Origin of the sequence: Plantactinospora endophytica (assembly GCF_016862915.1) — a bacterium.
Taxonomy (GTDB): Bacteria; Actinomycetota; Actinomycetes; order Mycobacteriales; family Micromonosporaceae; genus Plantactinospora; species Plantactinospora endophytica.
The window spans coordinates 169,105-186,656 of record NZ_BONW01000001.1 but is presented as its reverse complement, the minus strand read 5'-3'; the positions used below and the strand labels follow the sequence as shown (position 1 = coordinate 186,656).

Below are 17,552 nucleotides of genomic sequence, written 5' to 3'. Positions count from 1 at the left end.
TGGGCGAGGCGGCGGTATGACCCGCCCCTCTCCGCCGGGCTCCTCGCACCCGGCAGGTCGACCGGCCGACAACCCCGGTAACGGTACGCAGTCCTCCGGCTACCACGGGTCCGAGCCGGCCGAGGAGACCGAGTACGACGCCGCACTGCTCAGCAACACCGGGCACGGCGGGGTCGCGGTCTTCCAGGCGCCGCAGCCGCCGGCCCGGAACCGTCCGGCCCGGCCCGCCGCCGGCACACCGGCCCGGCCACCGGCACCGGTCGAGCATCCGGACATCGACTCGCCCTTCCTCGACCTCTTCGGTGCCGGGCCGGTCCAGTCGGCCCCCGCCGGCCCACCGCCGCCGGCCGCACCGGCACCCCGACCGGCGCACCGCACCCCCTCGCCGCAGCCACGCGGGCGCTGGGGCGAGGACCCGGACGCCGCCGCCGTCGGCCTGCCGGCCTGGAAGCGGGACGAGACTCCGACGACCGACACCACCCGGCGGGAGACCTCGGCCGCACCTGCCCAGCCCGCCGCCCGGTACGCCCCACCGGCCGCCCCGCCCGCCCGGCCGGCGCACGACGACACCGCCACCGCCCGGCTCGACACCACGGCCACGATCCGGCAGGTGGAGCCGGCCCGCCCCGATCCCGGCCCGGCGACCGCCGCCGGCTGGCCCGCCGAACCGCCCGCGCCCCGGTCCGGGCCGGACGCCGCCTCCGAGGCGTACTCCGGGCGGCCGAGTCCGGCGCCGCAGCAGCGCGGCGGCGAGCACTCCGGCGCGCTGCCGCTGGTCCGCGAGCCGGCCGAACAGCCGACCCGCCGGTCCGGCGGCCGCCCGGACCGGGACAGCACGGCGGTCGCCCCGAAGCAGCGCCGGAGCACGCCGAAGCCGACCCGGCCGCAGTCGCTGACCAAACCCCAGCGGGTACGCGCACCGAAGCTCCGCTTCGGCGACCGGGATCCCGCCGTCGAGCTGGCCATCACCGAGATCGCCGGGCACCTCACCTTCACCCCGAACACCGTCACCGCCTGGTACTGGCTGCCGGAGGTGCGCTGGGCGTTCCGCCCGGACGCCGAGCGGGAGGCACTGCTCTCGGCCATCTCCGAGCAGTACGCCGGCCTCGCCGGGTTCCGGCTGCACCTGCGCCGCACGACCCGGCCGTTCCCGGCCGACGAGTGGGCCCGGACGATCGACACGCACACCCCGGCGCCGCTGGCCACCGTGGCCGGTGCACCGAGCTGGTCGGACCACCTGGTGGCGGCGCAGCGGCACCTGCTCTCGGTCAACCACGCCGAGGGCCAGACCTACCTCGGGGTCACCTTCGCCCGCCGGTCGCTCGGCAACTCGCTGGCCGAACGGTTCCTCCGGGCCTTCGGCCGGGGTACCGCCGACGGGGAGCGCCGCAAGCTGGGCCGGACCGTCGAGCAGTTCGACGAGGTGCTCGGCGCGTTCGGGATGCGTGGCCGGCAGGTCACCGCCGAGGAGCTGGAGTGGCTGATGTACCGCTCCGTGGCGCTCTGCATGGCCCCGCCCGGCGCCCTCTCACCGGTCACCAACGGCCACTGGGAGCGCGGTGACCTGCTGGCCCTGACCGAGCAGGTGGAGCGCTACCGCACCCCGTACGGGTCGACGGTGAAGCTGGTCAACCGGATGACCGGGGAGGAGCGGCACGTCGCCGTACTCGCGGTGGGTCGGATGGAGCCGCTGGAGATCCCGGAGCGGCACGAGCCGTGGCTGCACTTCCACGAGCGGCTGCCGTGGCCGATGGAGATCTCCACCCGGGTCGACATCCTCGGTTCCGGCGACTCGTTCCGCAATCTGGAGCACCGGCTGCGGATGATCCGTTCCCAGCAGCTCGACTACGCCGAGCACGGCATCGACGCCCCGCCCGAGCTGGAGCGGCTGGCCAAGCGGGCGCTGGTGATCGGTGACGAGATGACCACCGGGCTGCCGGTGGACTCGGCCCGGGCGCACGGCTGGCACCGGATCGCGGTCGGCGGGCGGACCAGGGAGGAGTGCCTGGAGCGGGCCCGGCGGCTGATCCAGCTCTACTCGCGGGAGCTGCGGATCTCGCTCCAGCATCCGAAGAACCAGGACTGGCTGGCCCGGGAGTTCATTCCCGGCGAGCCGATCGCGAACACCGGTTACCTGCGCCGGATGCCGGTACCGCTGCTGGCCGCCGCGCTGCCGCAGGCGGCCTCCACGGTCGGCGACCGGCGCGGCGACCTGATCGGGCGTACCGCCGGCACCTGCCGCCGCCCGGTCTTCCTGGACCTGCACTTCCCGATGGAGGTACGCGAGCGGTCCGGCCTCGCCGTCTTCGTCGCCGAGCCGGGCGGTGGCAAGTCGACCCTGCTCGGCGCGCTCGGCTATCTGGCCGCCCGGCGCGGGGTGCAGGTGACCCTGCTGGACCCGTCCGGCCCGCTGGCCCGGCTCTGTGCGATGCCGGAGCTGCGACCCTATTCACGCGTGCTGAACCTGACCGGTTCCGAGCACGGCACTTTGGCACCCTACGCGCTGATCCCGACGCCGCTGCGCAGCGAGTTCCCGACCGGGGCGGGCGGCGACCGGGAGTTCCAGATCGCGGTCTCGAACGCCCGGGCCGAGCGGCGGATGCTGGTGCAGGACATCTGCATGATGCTGGTGCCGCCGCAGGTGGCCCGGGAGGCGTCCACCGCGACGCTGTTCCGGCACGCCGTCCGACAGGTGCCGGCCGAGGAGACGTCCACTCTGGACGATGTGGTGGCCTGCCTGGCCGGGCTGGAGGACGAGGGCCGGGAGCTGGCCAACCTGCTGCTGGACACCGCCGAGATGCCGCTGGCGCTGCTCTTCTTCGGCCGGCCGCCGGAGGGGCTGCTGGGCGCCGACGCCACGCTGACCGTGATCACCATGGCCGGGCTGCGGCTGCCCGATCTCAAGATCGAGCGGGAGTACTGGTCGGCCGAGGAGGCGCTGGCGCTGCCGATGCTGCACACCGCGCACCGGCTGGCGGTACGCCGCTGCTACGGCGGCTCGATGGGCTCGCGCAAGCTGGTCGGTCTCGACGAGGCGCACTTCATGGAGGGCTGGCGCTCCGGCCGGTCCTTCCTGGTCCGGCTGGCCCGGGACTCCCGCAAGTGGAACCTCGCCGCACTGGTCTCCTCGCAGAACCCGAAGGACATCCTCGGGCTCGACGTGCAGAACCTGGTCTCCACCGTCTTCGTCGGCCGGATCGCCGAGGACGTGGACATCGCCTCCGAGGCGCTGCGACTGCTCCGGGTACCGGTCAACGACGGCTACGAGGCGACCCTGGCCTCGCTGTCCAACGTGGACACGTCGTCGGCGGACCGGCTCGGTTTCCGGGAGTTCGTGATGCGCGACGTCGACGGCCGGGTGCAGAAGGTACGCGTCGACGTGTCGTACGTCTCCGGCCTGCTCGACCACCTGGACACCACCCCGGTCACGGCAAAGGCCGCCGTGGCCAACCTCCCTTCCCCCATCGCGGACCTGGAGGCTTGACCGATGAACCTTCTTCGACCTCCCGTTGCCGTCCGCCGTGGCCGCCAGCGCCGCGCTGTTCGGGTTGAAGAGGGTTCGACGGCGAGGAGCGGCGCCCGCGTCGCCGCCCTGCTGCTCGCGATCGGGGTGCTCGCGACCGCCACGCTGGTCTGGCCGGTGCTGGGCGGCGCGGCGCCCGCGTCGGCCGCGCCGGTCCCGACCCAGGCGAAGGCGGCGCTCTGCACCACCGCCGAGTGGGAGGCGAACTTCCGGGACTGTGTCGACCGGCTCGCCGACGTCGGCCAGAACATCCGGGACTGTGTGAACGCACCGACGCCGAGCGCACCGGACCAGGGGCTCGGCGGCTGGTTCGCCACCCGCCCGGAGGCGAGCAGCCAGCCGGGCGTGAAGGGCATGTACACCGAGTACGGCAACGCCGGCTACAGCTACGAGACGTACGACGACAGCGGTGGCTGCGCCTCGGACGTGATCGACCCGGGCAGCAAGGTGTTCAACAAGATCGCGGACGGCGAGATCCGGATCGCCGCCGCGATCATCGGCGCCTCGAACGCGCTGCGCGAGCGGGCCTGGGATCCGCGCACCATGTGGGACTGGGCCGATCCCCTGGTCGAGCAGGCCACCAAGGCCGTCTACGAGCGGGTGTTCAGCGTCTTCGGCATCATCACCCTCTGCGTCGTCGGCGTCTACCTGCTCTGGCGTTCCCGGCAGTCCGACATGAGCAACGCGATGACCACCGCCGGCTGGGCGGTACTGGTGATGGTCGCGGTGACCGCGATCGCCGCCTGGCCGGTCCGGTCCGCGAACGTCGCCGACGGCACCCTGGTGACCACGCTGAACGTGGTGCACGAGGCGGTCGGCCCCCGGGACAAGAGCATCCCGGCCGACCGGTGCGGCTCGCTCAACCCGGCCGGCTGCAAGGACAACCGGCCACCGGCGCTGCGGGCCGGCGACACCGCCACCGAGACGATGCTCTACCGCAACTGGCTGCGCGGCGCGCTCGGCTCCTCGGACAGCGAGACGGCCCGCAAGTACGGCCGGGCGCTCTACGACGCCAAGGCGTTCACCTGGGAGGAGGCGGCCCGGATCGCCGCCAACCCGGCCACCCGACCGGCGACGGTGAAGGAGAAGCAGGAACAGTGGATGAAGGTCGCCGAGCAGATCAAGCAGGAGGACCCGGAGGCGTACGAATACCTGCGCGGCGCCCGTGACTCGGACCGGATCGGTGCCGGACTGATCGCCATCCTGGCCGCGATCCTCTTCGCGATGTTCGACCTGACCGCCTCCCTGCTGGTGCTGCTCGGCTTCCTGCTCTTCCGGTGGGCGGTGATCGCCGCCCCGGTGCTCGGCACGGTCGGGCTGCTCCGCCCGGCCAGCGCCGGTCTGCGCCGGCTGGGCAACGCGGTGGTGGCCGCCGTGTTCAACATCGCCATCTTCGGCACCGGCGCGGCGATCTACCTCTTCGCCGTCGACCTGGTGATGAGCACCCCCACCATCCCCGGCTGGCTCCAGGTGGTGCTGGTCTGGCTCTGCGGGGTGGTCGGCTGGCTGCTGCTGCGGCCGTACCGCCGGATCACCCAGCTCGGCGGCAAGGACAGCACCGAGGTGATCGGCTCGGCCGGCTCGTGGCACCGCCGGTTCTTCCGGGACGTCCGGGCCGCCTCCCGGCTGGAGAGCGAGTCCGAGGAACGCGACGTCCGGGTCAAGAACCGCAACGTACTGGTCCAGCAGACCAACGTACGCCCGGAGGCCCGGCACGAGGACCCGGCGCAGAGCGGTGCCGCCAGCCGCCCGGAGACCGGTACCGCCCCGGGCACCGACCCGCCCGACGCGCCCCCGGCGGACGCCCCTGCCGGCGGCGGTGGTGGTTCCCGGCCGGCCCGTGGTCGGCCGTCGTCCCGGCGCCGGCCGGCCGAGTGGACCGAGCCCGACGTACCGGTCGAGAACCCGTCCTACGTCATCTACCGGCCCGACTCGGCACCCGCCCCGGACCCGGCACCGGCACCCGCGCCACGGATCCGCTCCGAGGCGAGGTGACGCGATGCGGCGGGCGATCGAGTTCCTCTTCACCCGGATCCTCCGGTCCCGGCTCGGCATCGCGATCGGGCTGGCCGTGGTGATCCTCGGCATCATCGGCGCGGCCCGGCTGGTCGCCGGAGGTGGCGACGGCGGGCCAACCCTGATCGGCGGGACGCCCGGCCCGATCAGCGTCACCGATCCGGAGGCCGGCGACGACGGGCTGACCGTGACCGCGGAGCCGACGCCCCGGACCAGCCCCGGCGCGCCCGAGCCGGAGGCGGTGGCCCGGTCGTTCACCACCGCCTGGCTCGACCACCAGGACGTGACCGCGCGGGAGTGGCACGACAGGCTCCGGCCGCTCGCCACCGCGCAACTGGCCGAGCAGTTGACCGGGGTCGACCCGGTCACCGTGCCGGCCGACCGGATCACCGGCGAGCCACGGGTCGTACCGCAGAACGACAGCCTGGTCGAGGTGGTCGTACCGGTGGACTCCGGTGAACTCCGGCTCGGGCTGGTGGCTCCGGAGGGGCGCTGGCAGGTCGACACGGTGGACTGGCAACGGCGCTGAGCGGCGCGGGGAGGTGGGTGGGGGATGACCGACCGCGGTACGGCCCGACGGCCGGTACGCCGGGTCGCGCTGGCGATGACACTGACCGGCGTACTCGCGCTGCTCTGCTGTGTCGGGGGCACCGGGGCGTTCCTGGTGACCATGTTCGCCTCCGAGGAGGAGAACCTGGCGGCGACCACCTTCGGCTGCGGCAACAGCGACCCGATCAAGATCGAGGGTGAGTTGCCGCTGGTCGGGCCGTACAAGGCGAGCCAGATGCGGAACGCGGCGATCATCATCAAGGTCGGCCGGGAGATGAAGCTGCCGCCCCGGGCCTGGGTGATCGCGGTCGCCACCGCCATGCAGGAGTCCAACCTGACCAACCACGGGCACCTCGGCGACCGCAACGACCACGACTCGCTCGGGCTCTTCCAGCAGCGGCCCAGCACCGGCTGGGGCACCCCGGAGCAGATCCGCAACCCGGAGTACGCGGCCCGGAAGTTCTACGAGAAGTTGAAGACCATTCGGAACTGGCAGAAGCGCTCCCTCACCCGGGCCGCCCAGGCGGTGCAGATCAGCGCCTTTCCGGACGCGTACGCCAAGCACGAGCCGCTGGCGACCGAGATCGTGAACGCGTTGACCGGTGGCGCCGCCCGGGCCGCCGGTACCGACCTCGACCTCGGTTGCGCCGACGGGGCGGAGATCGCCGCCTCCGGCTGGACCGCGCCGATTCCCGGCTCGGTCGGCTCCGGGTTCCGCACCGCCGCCCGACCCTCGCACAACGGCGTCGACATCGGGGCACCGAAGTACACCACCGAGATCAAATCGGCGGCGGCCGGCCGGGTGCTGGTCTCCCGCTGCGACCCGGACCGGCGGGGCCGGTTGAGCTGTGACGTGGACGGCTTCCCGGGCAAGGGCGGCTGCGGCTGGTTCGTCGACATTCTGCACGCGGGCAACGTGATCACCCGGTACTGCCATATGGTCAGCAGACCGATGGTTTCGAAGAACGACATGGTGGAGGCCGGGCAGGTGATCGGGCGGGTCGGGTCGAGCGGCAACTCCTCGGGGCCGCACCTGCACTTCGAGGTGCACCTGCGCGGCGACCGGAGCAAGCACGGCGCGGTCGACCCGGTGCCGTTCATGCGCGACCGGGGCGCACCGCTGACGGACGGCGGATGAGCCGGCGGAGCACTGCGTGAGCCACGATCCACTGCCCGATCCGTTCGCCGGCCAGCCCGACTGGGCTCCGGCGCCGCCCCGACCGATCGTCATCGCCGCCGCAGCCGGCCGGACGGACCTGCGCGGTCGGCGGGTGCTGGTCGGGCTGCCCGGGCTCGGCTGGCGGGCCGACCTGCGGGCGGACGAGCGGGTGGTGCAGGGCAGCCGCAGCTACGTGCCGGTGCTCGCCGAGCACGAGTGGTACCGGGCGGAGGCCGAACAGATCGAGGTCTTCGCCCCGCTGGTACCGGCGGAACGGGTCTGGGTGGAGACGCTCGGCGAGATCTCGGTCTGGGACGCCACCACCCCGCCGATCCCCCGGCCGGCCCGACCGGACGTGATCTCCCGGCTGGTGTCGCTGGACGCGCCGACGCACCGGACCCCGGTGCCGGTGGTCGAAACGGACGCGGTCGCCGGCCGCCGGGTGGTGCAGGTCGTCGACGGGGTGGAGCGGCGCGACCTGCGGGCGGTCACCGAGGTCTACAACAGCGCCGACGGTGACATCTGCGTACGGGTCACCGCCGAACTCGACTGGTACCGCTGGGCGTGGAGCGGCCGGCCGCCGACCACCCTGGAGGTGCCGGTACACCTGCTCTGGATCGAGTGACGCCTGCGCTGGATCGAGTGACGCCTGCCCGGGTCGGGTTAGCTCACCGGGGCGGCCTGGCAGACCCGCCAGCCGTCGTCCTGCTCGGTGCCGAATCGCCACTGCTGGTGCTCGGTCTGCGAGAGGTTGTCCACCAGGTACGAGATGACCAGTTCCACCGTGACCTCGGCGCTCTCCCCCTGGGCGCGTACCCCCAGCGGCCCCCACTTGACCACGAAGGTGATCTGGAACTGCTTCTCCCGGGCCGTCAGGTCGCTCCGGAGCGTACGCAGCGGCGCCAGCCCGGCCTTGTCGGCGCACTCGAACTGCTCGGCGAGTACGTCGTTCTCGTCGACCAGGAAGGCTCGCAGGTAGTTGTCGACCACGACGTCCGGGGCGCTCCGGTCGGGTGCGGTGAACCGGTCGTAGGCGACGTACGCGACGGCGGCACCGGCCAGGCAGAGCAGCGCCAGTGCGCCGCCGACCACCGCCAGCACCAGGCCCGCTCGCCGTCGACGCGGCGCCGGTGGCGGTGCGACCGGCGGGGCGTCGGCCTGTCCGGGCGGGGTCCGCTGGGACGGTACCCGGGACACCTGGGAATCGGTCGGGGGAGGCACTGATTCCACCCCCTGAGGCTAGCCGTTGCGGGCCGCGTACCCAATGGGCGTGAATTCCAGCTTGGTAACCAAAAGGGAGCAACCGATAACTATCCGCTATGCCGGATCGGTCGGCTGTGCGGTTCGGAGCGGTCGGCCGTGCACCCGGGGCGGCCCGGCCGGCATGGTGCCGGTGGTACCCCGGCTATCTGTGCCACGGCCGTCGCCGGAGGTCCGCGAAGATGCCCCCGCGCTGGGATACCGTCTCAGTCCAGAACGAGGGAGTTGGTGCGGTGGACACCTGGAAGGGACCGACCGGGCACGCCGCCACGCTGCGCTGGCGGGCCGCCGCCGGCACCGCCGCCGCGCTGCACCGCCGGGCCGCCGCGACCGCCGCCGCGGCGGCGACCGCGCTGGACGCGATCCGGCCGATCCCGGCCGACCAGCGGGAACAGCACGAACTCGCCGAACGGCTGCGTGCCGCGGCGAGCCTGCTCACCCCCGGTTGGCTCGGCGCACCGCTGGACGCCCAGTCCGAGGACGCCCCGCTCGGCGGGCCCGCCCAGCCGGCCTTCGTCCGGATCGGCACCGCCCAGCCGCTGGACGACGCCCGGTTCCCGGTGGTGGTGCCACTGCTCGGCACCGGTCACCTCACCGTCGACGCGGACAGCCGCGATCCCCGGGTCGCCGGGCTGCTCCGTTCCGTACTCCTCCGGCTGCTCGCCGCCGCCCCGGCCGGCTCGCTGCTGGTGCGCGGCGTCGACGCGACCGCCGAGGGCCAGCTCTTCGCGCCGTTCGCGCCGCTCGCCGACGCCGGCCTGATGCCGCCGCCGGTCACCGACCGCACCGGGCTGCGGGCCGTGCTGGCCGAGGCCGAGCAGTGGGTACGCCCCACGCGCCCGGCCGCCGCCCGCTACAACCGGCACGACCGCACCCTGCTGGTGGTGGTCGGCTCGCTGCCGGAGCTGACCGAGGCTGCCGACCTGGCCCGGATCGGTGCACTGGCCCGGGAGGGTCCCGAGGCGGGACTGCACCTGATCGTCGCCGGCTGGCCACCGCCACCGTTGACGGCGGAGACCAGTCAGGCGCCGCTCGCCCGGTCCACGATGATCGCGATGCGCAACCCGTACGCGCTGGTCGGCGATCCGCCCGGCGGCCCGTTCAGCGCTCCGGTGCCGCACCTGCCGGGCACCGGACTCAACTCGCCGGTCTTCCTCGACGAGTGCCCGCCGGTACCGCTGCTGGACCGGGTCTGCCGGGACCTGGCCGCGCGGTTCCACGCCGACTACCGGCGTACCGTCGACGACCTGCTGCCGGAATCGCCGGACGGGTTCTGGACCGAGTCCTCGGCCGACGGGCTGAGCACTCCGGTCGGGCACGACGGTGAGCGGACGGTACCGCTCGGCTTCGACGAACGCACCCCGCACTGGCTGGTCGGCGGCCGGGACGCCGCCGGCAAGAGTGCGTTCCTGGTCAACGTGCTCTACGGGCTCTGCACCCGCTACCACCCCGACGAGTTGGCGCTCTACCTGGTCGACTTCGCGGACGGGACGGCGTTCACCGAGTTCGTACCGGAGCCGGCGGACGGGTCCGACGGTACGGCGCCGGGCGGGCCGTGGCTGCCGCACGTCCGGGCCGTCGGGGTGCAGGCCGACCGGGAGTACGGCCTCGCGGTGCTCCGCGAACTCGACGCCGAACTGGACCGCCGGACCGCGCCGGAGACCCGGGTACCCGCCCAGCGGGGTGCGAGCGCCCGACCGGCGCACCGGATCCTCTGCGTACTGGACGAGTTCGCACTGCTGCTGGCCGACGAGGACGAGATCGGCACCGAGGCGCTGGCCCGACTGGAGTCGGTGGCCCGGCGGGGCCGCTCGGCCGGCGTACACCTGATCCTGACCGGGCGGCCGACACCGGTGCTGGCCGCGCTGCGCGCCCGGCGGGACTCGTTCCTCGGGCAGTTCCCGGTCCGGGTGGCGCTACCCGGCGGTGCGGACGTGCTGGAGCCGACGAACGACTCGGCCGCCGGCCTGCCCCTGGGTACGGCGGTGGTGAACACCGCCGGTGGGCTGGGCGGGCCCCGAGGCGCGACCCGGGGGCACGAGCGGACGGTCCGGTTCCCCGATCCGCACGCCGATCCGGGCGCGCTCAGCGGGCTGCGGCACCGGCTCTGGGCGGACCGTCCCGCCGGTACGCCCGCCCCCGGCGTCTTCACCGGCTACCTGACCCCACCGGCCCCGCCGGTCCCCGCACCGGGTGCCGGGCCGGACACGACCGTTCGGCGCGAGCCGGCCGTGGCCGCCCCGACGGCGGGTCCGGCAGCGGCCGGCGGAGCACGTACGGACGCGACCGACGGGCCGGCGGCGGTGATCGGCGCACCGGTCGGACTGCTGGTCGACGTGCCGCCACGGCCGGCGGAGTTGCCGCTCGACCGGTCGCCGGGCCGACACCTCGCGGTCCTCGGAGCGGACCCGGCCGGCGCGGGCGTACTGGCCGGTGCGGCCCGAGGGCTTGCCGCCCGGCATCCCGCCGGCAGCGTCGAGTTTATGGTCGCCGCACCGGCAGCGGACCCGGCCGCCGACGCGCTCACCGCCGAGTTGGCCCGGCGGCATCGGGTCGGCCGGGTGGACGCCGCCGGGCTGGCCGGGGCGCTGGAGCTGGCCGGACCCGGCTATCTGGTGCTGTTCGCGGCTGACGAGCTGGTGGCCGGCGCACACCTGTCGGCGGACCGGATCCGGGCGCTGCTGCGCGACGGGCCTGCGCGGGGTGTGCACCTGCTCGGCTGGTGGCGGGCGACGGCTCCGTTCGCCGCCTTGCTCGCCACACCGCCGCAACCCGAAGCCGCGCCGCCGCAGCCCGAGAAAGCCCCTGGTGCCGAGGAGGCCCCCGGTCCTGAAGACGTCGCCGGTGCCGAACATGTCAGAGGTCCCGAAGACGTCAGAGGTCCCGAAGCGGTCGTCGGTGATGAGGTCGCAGGTCCCGATGGGGGTGCCGGTTCCGAAGCGGGCGGGAGTTCGGAGCCGGGTGACGGTGCCGGGGCGGTTGCCGCAGGTGGGGCGACCGTGGACGGGCTGGTGCTGCTCGACGTACCCGAGACGGAGGTGGCCGGGCTGCTGGGCCGGCCGGTACGGTGGCGCCCCCGGCCCGGCCGGGCGCTGCTGTACGACCGCCGCACCGGCCAGGCCAGCCTGGTCGTGCCGTACGCCGCACCGGGCGGGGAGGGTCGGCCGTGAGCGGGGACGCCTGGCAGGACTACCTGGCCGCCGCGCAGCGGCTGGACGCGGTACGCCGGTCCGCCGCGACCGCCGCCGCCGAACAGGAGCGGGGCGTGCACAGCGCCCGGGAGGAGTTGGCCGGGGTACGGGCCCGGCTGGTGCCGCAGCAGTCCCGGCTACGCGCGTTGGGCGTCGCCGAGGCGGAACTGGTGCCGTCTGCGCCGGAGGTAGCGGTGGCCGGTCAGGCGATGGTCGGTGGCCCCCAGTCGGTGCTGGCGGCGCTGCGGGAGGCCCGTTCGACCGCCGACGCGGCCGACGCCGCCACCCGGCTGCCCGGGGCCGGCCCGCTGCCCTGGACCCGGATACTCCTCTACGGCGCGCTCACGGTGGCCCTGCTGGCGCTGCTGGCCGTGCTCTGCCTCGGCGGCGTCTACCTCGTCGGGCTGCGCGGATAGCGGCTGACCGGGCCGCCGACACGGCCCCGCCGGTCGTCCGGGCGGAAGCATGTTCCCCGATGAGCGTCATGCCAAGGAGTCATAATTACGACTACCTGGCATGACAACGACAGCAGTACTGCCCGCCAGCGAACGCCGGGCGGGTGGTCGGGCAGCGGCACGGCCGCCGGACGGCGCCGGGCGGGTGGTCGGGGCAGTCAGACGATCCGGTTGGCGTTCAGGATCAGGCTCATCGCCTCGGCCCGGGACTTGGCGTCCCGTTGCAGCAGCCCGCGTACCGCCGAGGTGATGGTCCTGGCGCCGGCCTTCTGGATGCCGCGCATCGCCATGCACATGTGCTCGCACTCCAGCACCACCAGTACGCCGCGTGGCTCCAGTTTCTCCATCAGCAGGTCGGCGATCTGCGAGGTGAGCCGCTCCTGCACCTGAGGACGGCGGGCGTAGACCTCGACCAGCCGGGCCAGCTTGGAGAGCCCGGTGATCCGGCCGTGCTCGCCCGGGATGTAGCCGATGTGCGCCGAGCCCCGGAACGGCAGCAGGTGGTGCTCGCAGAGGCTCATCACGTCGATGTCCCGGACCAGTACGAGTTCCTCGTGGTTGGCCTCGAAGGTGGTGCTGAGCACCTGGGCCGGATCGACCCGCAGCCCGGCGAAGAGTTCGGCGTACGCCCGGGCGACCCGGGCCGGTGTCTGCCGCAGGCCGTCCCGGTCGGGGTCCTCGCCGACGGCGATCAGGATCTCCCGGACCGCCTTCTCGATCCTGGCCAGGTCGACGGCGTCCTCGACCGGGCCGCCGCCGAGCCTGCCGTTGACCAGCCGGGCGGCGAGGTAGTCCAGTTCCTCGTCACCGTCCGGCTCGGTGGCCGACGCGGACAGGCCGCCGGCGTTACCGCCGACGGCCTGGTGGTCCGGTCCGCTGCTCAGTGTGGGCCGTCCGAGTTGGGCGTGGTGTTGTTGCTGTTGCGGCTGGTCCCCCCGACGGTCGCCTGCACACCGTCGGCCTCGGCCTGCGCCTTGAGCTTCTCCTTCTCCGCCGGGGTGAGCACCGGCGGCTCGGTCGACGGCTGCCGCTTGCCGAACCCGTTGTACGGCGCCATCGGCGGGCGCTTGACCACCCGGGCGCAGATCCGGGCCATGTCGGCGGTGGAGAGGGTCTCCTTCTCGATCAGCTCCAGGACGAGGTTGTCCAGGACGTCCCGGTATTCCACCAGGATCTCCCATGCCTCGTCGTGGGCCAGCTCGATCAGCGACCGGATCTCCGCGTCGATCTCGGCGGCCACCGCGTCGGAGTAGTCCCGCTCGTGCCCCATGTTGCGGCCCAGGAACGGCTCGTCACCGCTGGTGCCGTACTTGATGGCGCCGAGCTTGCTGCTCATGCCGTACTGGGTGATCATCGCTCGGGCCAGCGCGCTGGCCTTGACGATGTCGTCCGCGGCACCGGTGGTCGGCTCGTGGAAGACGAGTTCCTCGGCGGCCCGGCCACCCAGCGCGTACGCCAGGGTGTCGATCATCTCGGCCCGGGTCTGGGTGTACTTGTCCTCGGTCGGCAGCACCAGGGTGTGCCCGAGGGAGCGGCTGCGGGAGAGGATCGTGACCTTGTGCACCGGGGCGGAGTGCGGCAGCGCCCAGGCGACCAGGGCGTGCCCGCCCTCGTGGTAGGCCGTGATCTTCTTTTCCTTGTCGCTCATCACCCGGGTCCGGCGCTGCGGGCCGGCGACCACCCGGTCGATCGACTCCTCCAGCGAGTCGTTGGAGATCGCCCGCTTGTCGCTGCGGGCGGTCAGCAGCGCCGACTCGTTGATCACGTTGGCCAGGTCGGCACCGGTGAAGCCCGGGGTACGCCGCGCCACCGCGTCGAGGTCGACGTCGGGCGAGAACGGCTTGCCCTTGGCGTGCACCCGCAGGATCGCCTTGCGGCCCTCCATGTCCGGGGTGTCGACGGCGATCTGCCGGTCGAACCGGCCCGGGCGCAGCAGCGCCGGGTCGAGGATGTCCGGCCGGTTGGTCGCGGCGATCAGGATGACGCCGCCCTTGGTGTCGAAGCCGTCCATCTCGACCAGGAGCTGGTTGAGCGTCTGCTCCCGCTCGTCGTGGCCGCCGCCCATGCCGGCGCCACGGTGCCGGCCGACCGCGTCGATCTCGTCGACGAAGACGATCGCCGGGGCGTTCGCCTTGGCCTGCTCGAAGAGGTCGCGGACCCGGCTGGCGCCGACACCGACGAACATCTCCACGAAGTCGGAACCGGAGATGGAGTAGAACGGCACACCGGCCTCGCCGGCCACGGCGCGGGCCAGCAGCGTCTTACCGGTACCGGGCGGGCCGAAGAGCAGCACACCCTTGGGGATCTTGGCGCCGAGGGCCTGGTATTTCGCCGGGTTCTGCAGGAAATCCTTGATCTCGTGCAGCTCCTCGACGGCCTCCTCCGAGCCCGCGACGTCCGCGAAGGTGGTCTTCGGGGTGTCCTTGGTGATCATCTTTGCCTTGGACTTGCCGAAGTTGAGCACCCGGGAGCCGCCGCCCTGCATCTGCGACATGAAGAGCAGCAGCAGGATCACCAGGATGGCGATCGGCAGCAGGTTGACCAGCAGCGAGACGAAGAGGTTGTCCCCGGAGACCTCGGTGTCGATCGGACCGGTGATCCGGCCGGCCGCCTTGGCACCGGCCACCGAGTTCCAGACCTCGTCGCCCACCTCGTACGGGAACTGGGCCTGGATCTTGTCGGTCTCCGTGTCACCGAACTTGGCCGCGCTCTTCAGGTCGAGCTGGAGCGTCTGCTCCTTGTCCTGGAAGATGGCCTTGTCGATGCCGCCCTTGTTGAGCTGGTCGAGCACCACGTTGGTCTCGACCTTGTGATAGCTCGGGCCGCCACTGAAGAATGAGCTGAGCGCTATCGCACCGATGATCACCAGGATGATCCAGACCACCGGGCGGCGGAAGAAACGCGTACGTTCCATGCTGTTGTCGAGCGCCGTAACGCCCGGACCCTCCTGATCGACGTCCTGATCGTCTGGTTGCCTTCTGCCGCCGCCGGAGCGACGGGCCGAAGCCGCCCCGTGCGAGCCGGCCTCGACTCCGGGCGCTTGGTACCGCGCCGCGGTCATTCGACGGTACACCGTGAACGCGAGGAGCGAGCCTGCGAGCCCTGGGGTAACAGGTTCGCCCCGCCCGGGTGCCGGGTGGCGACGGACCGGTACCGGGCGCCTGACCCCGTCCGACCCGATCTTCCGGGGCAAACTGGGCAGGAGGCCCGGCGCGGGATGCTTCCGCGCCACCACCGCATACCGTAACCGCGTTTCCTGGGAGCGCGCTGTACGTCGACTCGATATTTCCGCACCGACATTCAGGACGGTCGGGGCGTACCGGATGACGATCGGGGTCGACGACGGGACGGAGGGGCCTGGACCGGACGGATCGAGCCGGATCAGGACCGGTGATCGACCCGGGTCAGGACCGGGCGTAGACCTCGGGCTTCAGCACGCCGACGTACGGCACCTCGCGGTAGCGCTCGGCGAAGTCCAGCCCGTAGCCGACCACGAACTCGCTCGGAATGTCGAAGCCGACGTACTTCACCGGCACCGAGACCTTGATCGCGTCCGGCTTGCGGAAGAGTGCCACCACCTCGACGCTGGCCGCCGCCCGGGACTCCAGGTAGCGCGTCAGCCAGGAGAGGGTGAGCCCGGAGTCGACGATGTCCTCCACCACCACCACGTGCCGACCGGCGATGTCCCGGTCCAGGTCCTTGCGGATCCGCACGGTACCGGAGGAGGTGGTGCCCTGCCCGTACGTGGAGAGGGCCATGAACTCCAGCTCGGCCGGCGGCCCGTGCCGCCCGAGCGCCCGGGCGAAGTCGGCCATGAACATGACCGCACCCTTGAGCACACACACCAGGAGGAGCCCGTCCGCCTCGTCGGCGTAGTCGGCGGCTACCTGTTTGGCCAGTTCCGCGATCTTTTCCCGAATCTGCTCCTCCGAGATGATCACGTGGTCGATGTCGGCGTCGTACCAGGAGCCCTGAGCCATGCGCCTAGCCTGCCGTACGCCGGTTCGCGGCTGTCGCCGGGGCGGCACCTTCCTGCGGTGCCCACCCCGGCTGGCCAGGCGCGGATTGTTCGACACGGTTCGTCAGCCACGGGGCGACGACCGCCAACCGCCGTTGCTGGGCCGCCAGTCAGCCGAGTCGCGGCTGTCGGCGGTCAGGCCGAGGACGGAGGCGAGGACGAGAACGAGGAAGAAGAGCGGGACGAAGAGTTCCATGGCGGCGTGACCTCCACTGGTTGCGGCCGACCCGAAACTCCGGGTCTGACCAGGTCTTTTGGTTCGCCGCCGGTGCGCACCGGCTTGTTACGACTCAAGTCTGCGCCGCCGGGTGCTAACGGGACAGTGGCAGCTTTGCCATGCACCATCGATTTTCTGCCAGTTCTCGGTTATCGTCGATACATGCTTCGCAACGTGGCAGTGATCGCCCTGGACCCGGTCGCCCCCTTCGAGCTGGGCGTGCTCTGCGAGGTCTTCGGCACCGACCGGACGGTCGACGGCTTCCCCGGCTACCGCTTCGACGTCTGCACCCACGACGGCAAGCCGGTCAGCACCCGCTCCGGCTTCGGGCTCACCCCGAGCGCCGACCTGACCCCGGTCGAGGACGCCGACCTGGTCGCCATCCCGGCGGTGCACACCATCGGCGCCCCGATCCCGGAGACGGTGCTGGCCGCGCTGCGCCGTGCCGCCGACCGTGGGGCGTACGTGTTGAGCGTCTGCTCGGGCGCGTTCGTGCTGGCCGCGGCGGGCCTGCTGGACGACCGCGAGTGCACCACCCACTGGAAGTACGCCGACCGGCTCGCCGAGATGTACCCCCGGGCCAAGGTGCGCTGCAACTCCCTATACGTGCAGGACGGCAACCTGCTCACCGGCGCCGGCACCGCCGCCGGGATCGACGCCTGCCTGCACCTGGTCCGCCAGGAGCACGGCTCGGCGCTCGCCACCAAACTGGCCCGGCGGATGGTGGTGCCACCGCACCGCGACGGCGGGCAGGCGCAGTACATCGAGGCACCGATCGCGCCCACCCCGGCCGCGCCCACCCTCGAACCGGTGCTGGGCTGGCTGATCGAGCACCTCGACCGGCCGCTCACCGTCGACGACCTGGCCGGCCGGGCACACATGGCGCCCCGGACCTTCGCCCGCCGGTTCCGGGCCGAGACCGGCACCACCCCGCACGACTGGATCACCAACCAGCGGGTGCTGCTGGCCCGGCGGCTGCTGGAGGAGACCGAACTGAGCATCGAGGCGGTGGCCACCCGGGCCGGCTTCGGCGACGCGGCCACCCTGCGGCACCACTTCGGCCGCCGGCTCGGCGCCACCCCGCACGCCTACCGGTCCACGTTCCGGGGCCGGCTCCCGGTGGCCGGGCACGAGCCGGTCAACGCCTGAACTCCGCGGGAGCGA

At 72.8% G+C, this 17,552-nt stretch carries 13 protein-coding genes; 8 read left to right on the top strand and 5 right to left on the bottom strand.

Annotation, left to right across the window (positions count from 1 at the left end):
• Positions 1 to 16: 16 nt before the first annotated feature.
• Genes Pen02_RS00785 through Pen02_RS00765 form a run of 5 tightly spaced genes read left to right on the top strand, consistent with a single transcriptional unit; the run spans position 17 to position 7,872 of the window.
• The gene (locus Pen02_RS00785) at positions 17 to 3,484 is read left to right on the top strand and encodes an ATP-binding protein (RefSeq protein ID WP_203863921.1); all 3,468 of its coding nucleotides are present in this window, start codon (positions 17 to 19) and stop codon (positions 3,482 to 3,484) included.
• A gap of 3 nt (positions 3,485 to 3,487) precedes the next feature.
• Entirely contained in the window at positions 3,488 to 5,518 is a 2,031-nt protein-coding gene (locus Pen02_RS00780; RefSeq protein WP_239139855.1) for an MFS transporter, read from the top strand.
• A 4-nt stretch (positions 5,519 to 5,522) separates the two neighbouring features.
• Positions 5,523 to 6,068 carry a hypothetical protein gene (locus tag Pen02_RS00775; RefSeq protein WP_203863920.1) on the top strand — a complete coding sequence of 182 codons (546 nt, stop codon included), beginning with the start codon at positions 5,523 to 5,525 and terminating at the stop codon, positions 6,066 to 6,068.
• Positions 6,069 to 6,092: 24 nt separating this feature from the next.
• A complete protein-coding gene (locus Pen02_RS00770) occupies positions 6,093 to 7,226 on the top strand; it encodes a M23 family metallopeptidase (RefSeq protein ID WP_203863919.1) in 1,134 nt (377 codons plus the stop codon).
• 16 nt (positions 7,227 to 7,242) lie between these two features.
• Positions 7,243 to 7,872: a hypothetical protein gene (locus Pen02_RS00765; RefSeq protein ID WP_203863918.1), complete on the top strand. Its 630-nt coding sequence runs from the start codon at positions 7,243 to 7,245 to the stop codon at positions 7,870 to 7,872.
• Positions 7,873 to 7,910: 38 nt separating this feature from the next.
• Here Pen02_RS00765 and Pen02_RS00760 read toward each other — a convergent pair whose 3' ends face one another.
• Positions 7,911 to 8,477, bottom strand: coding sequence for a hypothetical protein (locus tag Pen02_RS00760; RefSeq protein WP_203863917.1), 567 nt, complete (start codon positions 8,475 to 8,477; stop codon positions 7,911 to 7,913).
• 263 nt (positions 8,478 to 8,740) lie between these two features.
• Here Pen02_RS00760 and Pen02_RS00755 point away from each other — a divergent pair, with 263 nt between their 5' ends.
• Entirely contained in the window at positions 8,741 to 11,677 is a 2,937-nt protein-coding gene (locus Pen02_RS00755; protein ID WP_239139854.1) for an FtsK/SpoIIIE domain-containing protein, read from the top strand.
• Positions 11,674 to 12,114 carry a hypothetical protein gene (locus Pen02_RS00750; protein WP_203863916.1) on the top strand — a complete coding sequence of 147 codons (441 nt, stop codon included), beginning with the start codon at positions 11,674 to 11,676 and terminating at the stop codon, positions 12,112 to 12,114. Before Pen02_RS00755 ends, Pen02_RS00750 begins: the two co-directional genes overlap by 4 nt.
• A 197-nt stretch (positions 12,115 to 12,311) precedes the next feature.
• On the opposite strand, the gene folE is transcribed toward Pen02_RS00750, so the two are convergent.
• The 4 genes from folE to Pen02_RS42420 form a co-directional block, all read right to left on the bottom strand.
• Complete coding sequence (gene folE, locus Pen02_RS00745) at positions 12,312 to 12,989, bottom strand: GTP cyclohydrolase I FolE (RefSeq protein ID WP_203864296.1); 678 nt, start codon at positions 12,987 to 12,989, stop codon at positions 12,312 to 12,314.
• 44 nt (positions 12,990 to 13,033) lie between these two features.
• Positions 13,034 to 15,067: an ATP-dependent zinc metalloprotease FtsH gene (ftsH, locus tag Pen02_RS00740; protein WP_203863915.1), complete on the bottom strand. Its 2,034-nt coding sequence runs from the start codon at positions 15,065 to 15,067 to the stop codon at positions 13,034 to 13,036.
• 490 nt (positions 15,068 to 15,557) lie between these two features.
• On the bottom strand, positions 15,558 to 16,133 hold the full coding sequence (hpt, locus tag Pen02_RS00735) for a hypoxanthine phosphoribosyltransferase (protein ID WP_203863914.1): 576 nt from the start codon (positions 16,131 to 16,133) through the stop codon (positions 15,558 to 15,560).
• Between the two features lie 102 nt (positions 16,134 to 16,235).
• Positions 16,236 to 16,367: a hypothetical protein gene (locus Pen02_RS42420; protein WP_275413540.1), complete on the bottom strand. Its 132-nt coding sequence runs from the start codon at positions 16,365 to 16,367 to the stop codon at positions 16,236 to 16,238.
• Between the two features lie 183 nt (positions 16,368 to 16,550).
• Between Pen02_RS42420 and Pen02_RS00730 the strand changes: the two genes are divergently transcribed.
• A complete protein-coding gene (locus Pen02_RS00730) occupies positions 16,551 to 17,537 on the top strand; it encodes a GlxA family transcriptional regulator (RefSeq protein ID WP_203863913.1) in 987 nt (328 codons plus the stop codon).
• The last annotated feature ends 15 nt before the right edge of the window (positions 17,538 to 17,552 follow it).

What these genes read in the sequence shown, in the direction of transcription:
- Pen02_RS00770 (WP_203863919.1), top strand. Translation starts at nt 6,093, where the DNA reads ATGACCGACCGCGGTACGGCCCGACGGCCGGTACGCCGGGTCGCGCTG.
- Pen02_RS00780 (WP_239139855.1), top strand. Translation starts at nt 3,488, where the DNA reads ATGAACCTTCTTCGACCTCCCGTTGCCGTCCGCCGTGGCCGCCAGCGC.
- Pen02_RS00785 (WP_203863921.1), top strand. Translation starts at nt 17, where the DNA reads ATGACCCGCCCCTCTCCGCCGGGCTCCTCGCACCCGGCAGGTCGACCG.
- ftsH (WP_203863915.1), bottom strand. Translation starts at nt 15,067, where the DNA reads ATGGAACGTACGCGTTTCTTCCGCCGCCCGGTGGTCTGGATCATCCTG.
- Pen02_RS00775 (WP_203863920.1), top strand. Translation starts at nt 5,523, where the DNA reads ATGCGGCGGGCGATCGAGTTCCTCTTCACCCGGATCCTCCGGTCCCGG.
- hpt (WP_203863914.1), bottom strand. Translation starts at nt 16,133, where the DNA reads ATGGCTCAGGGCTCCTGGTACGACGCCGACATCGACCACGTGATCATC.
- Pen02_RS42420 (WP_275413540.1), bottom strand. Translation starts at nt 16,367, where the DNA reads ATGGAACTCTTCGTCCCGCTCTTCTTCCTCGTTCTCGTCCTCGCCTCC.
- Pen02_RS00730 (WP_203863913.1), top strand. Translation starts at nt 16,551, where the DNA reads ATGCTTCGCAACGTGGCAGTGATCGCCCTGGACCCGGTCGCCCCCTTC.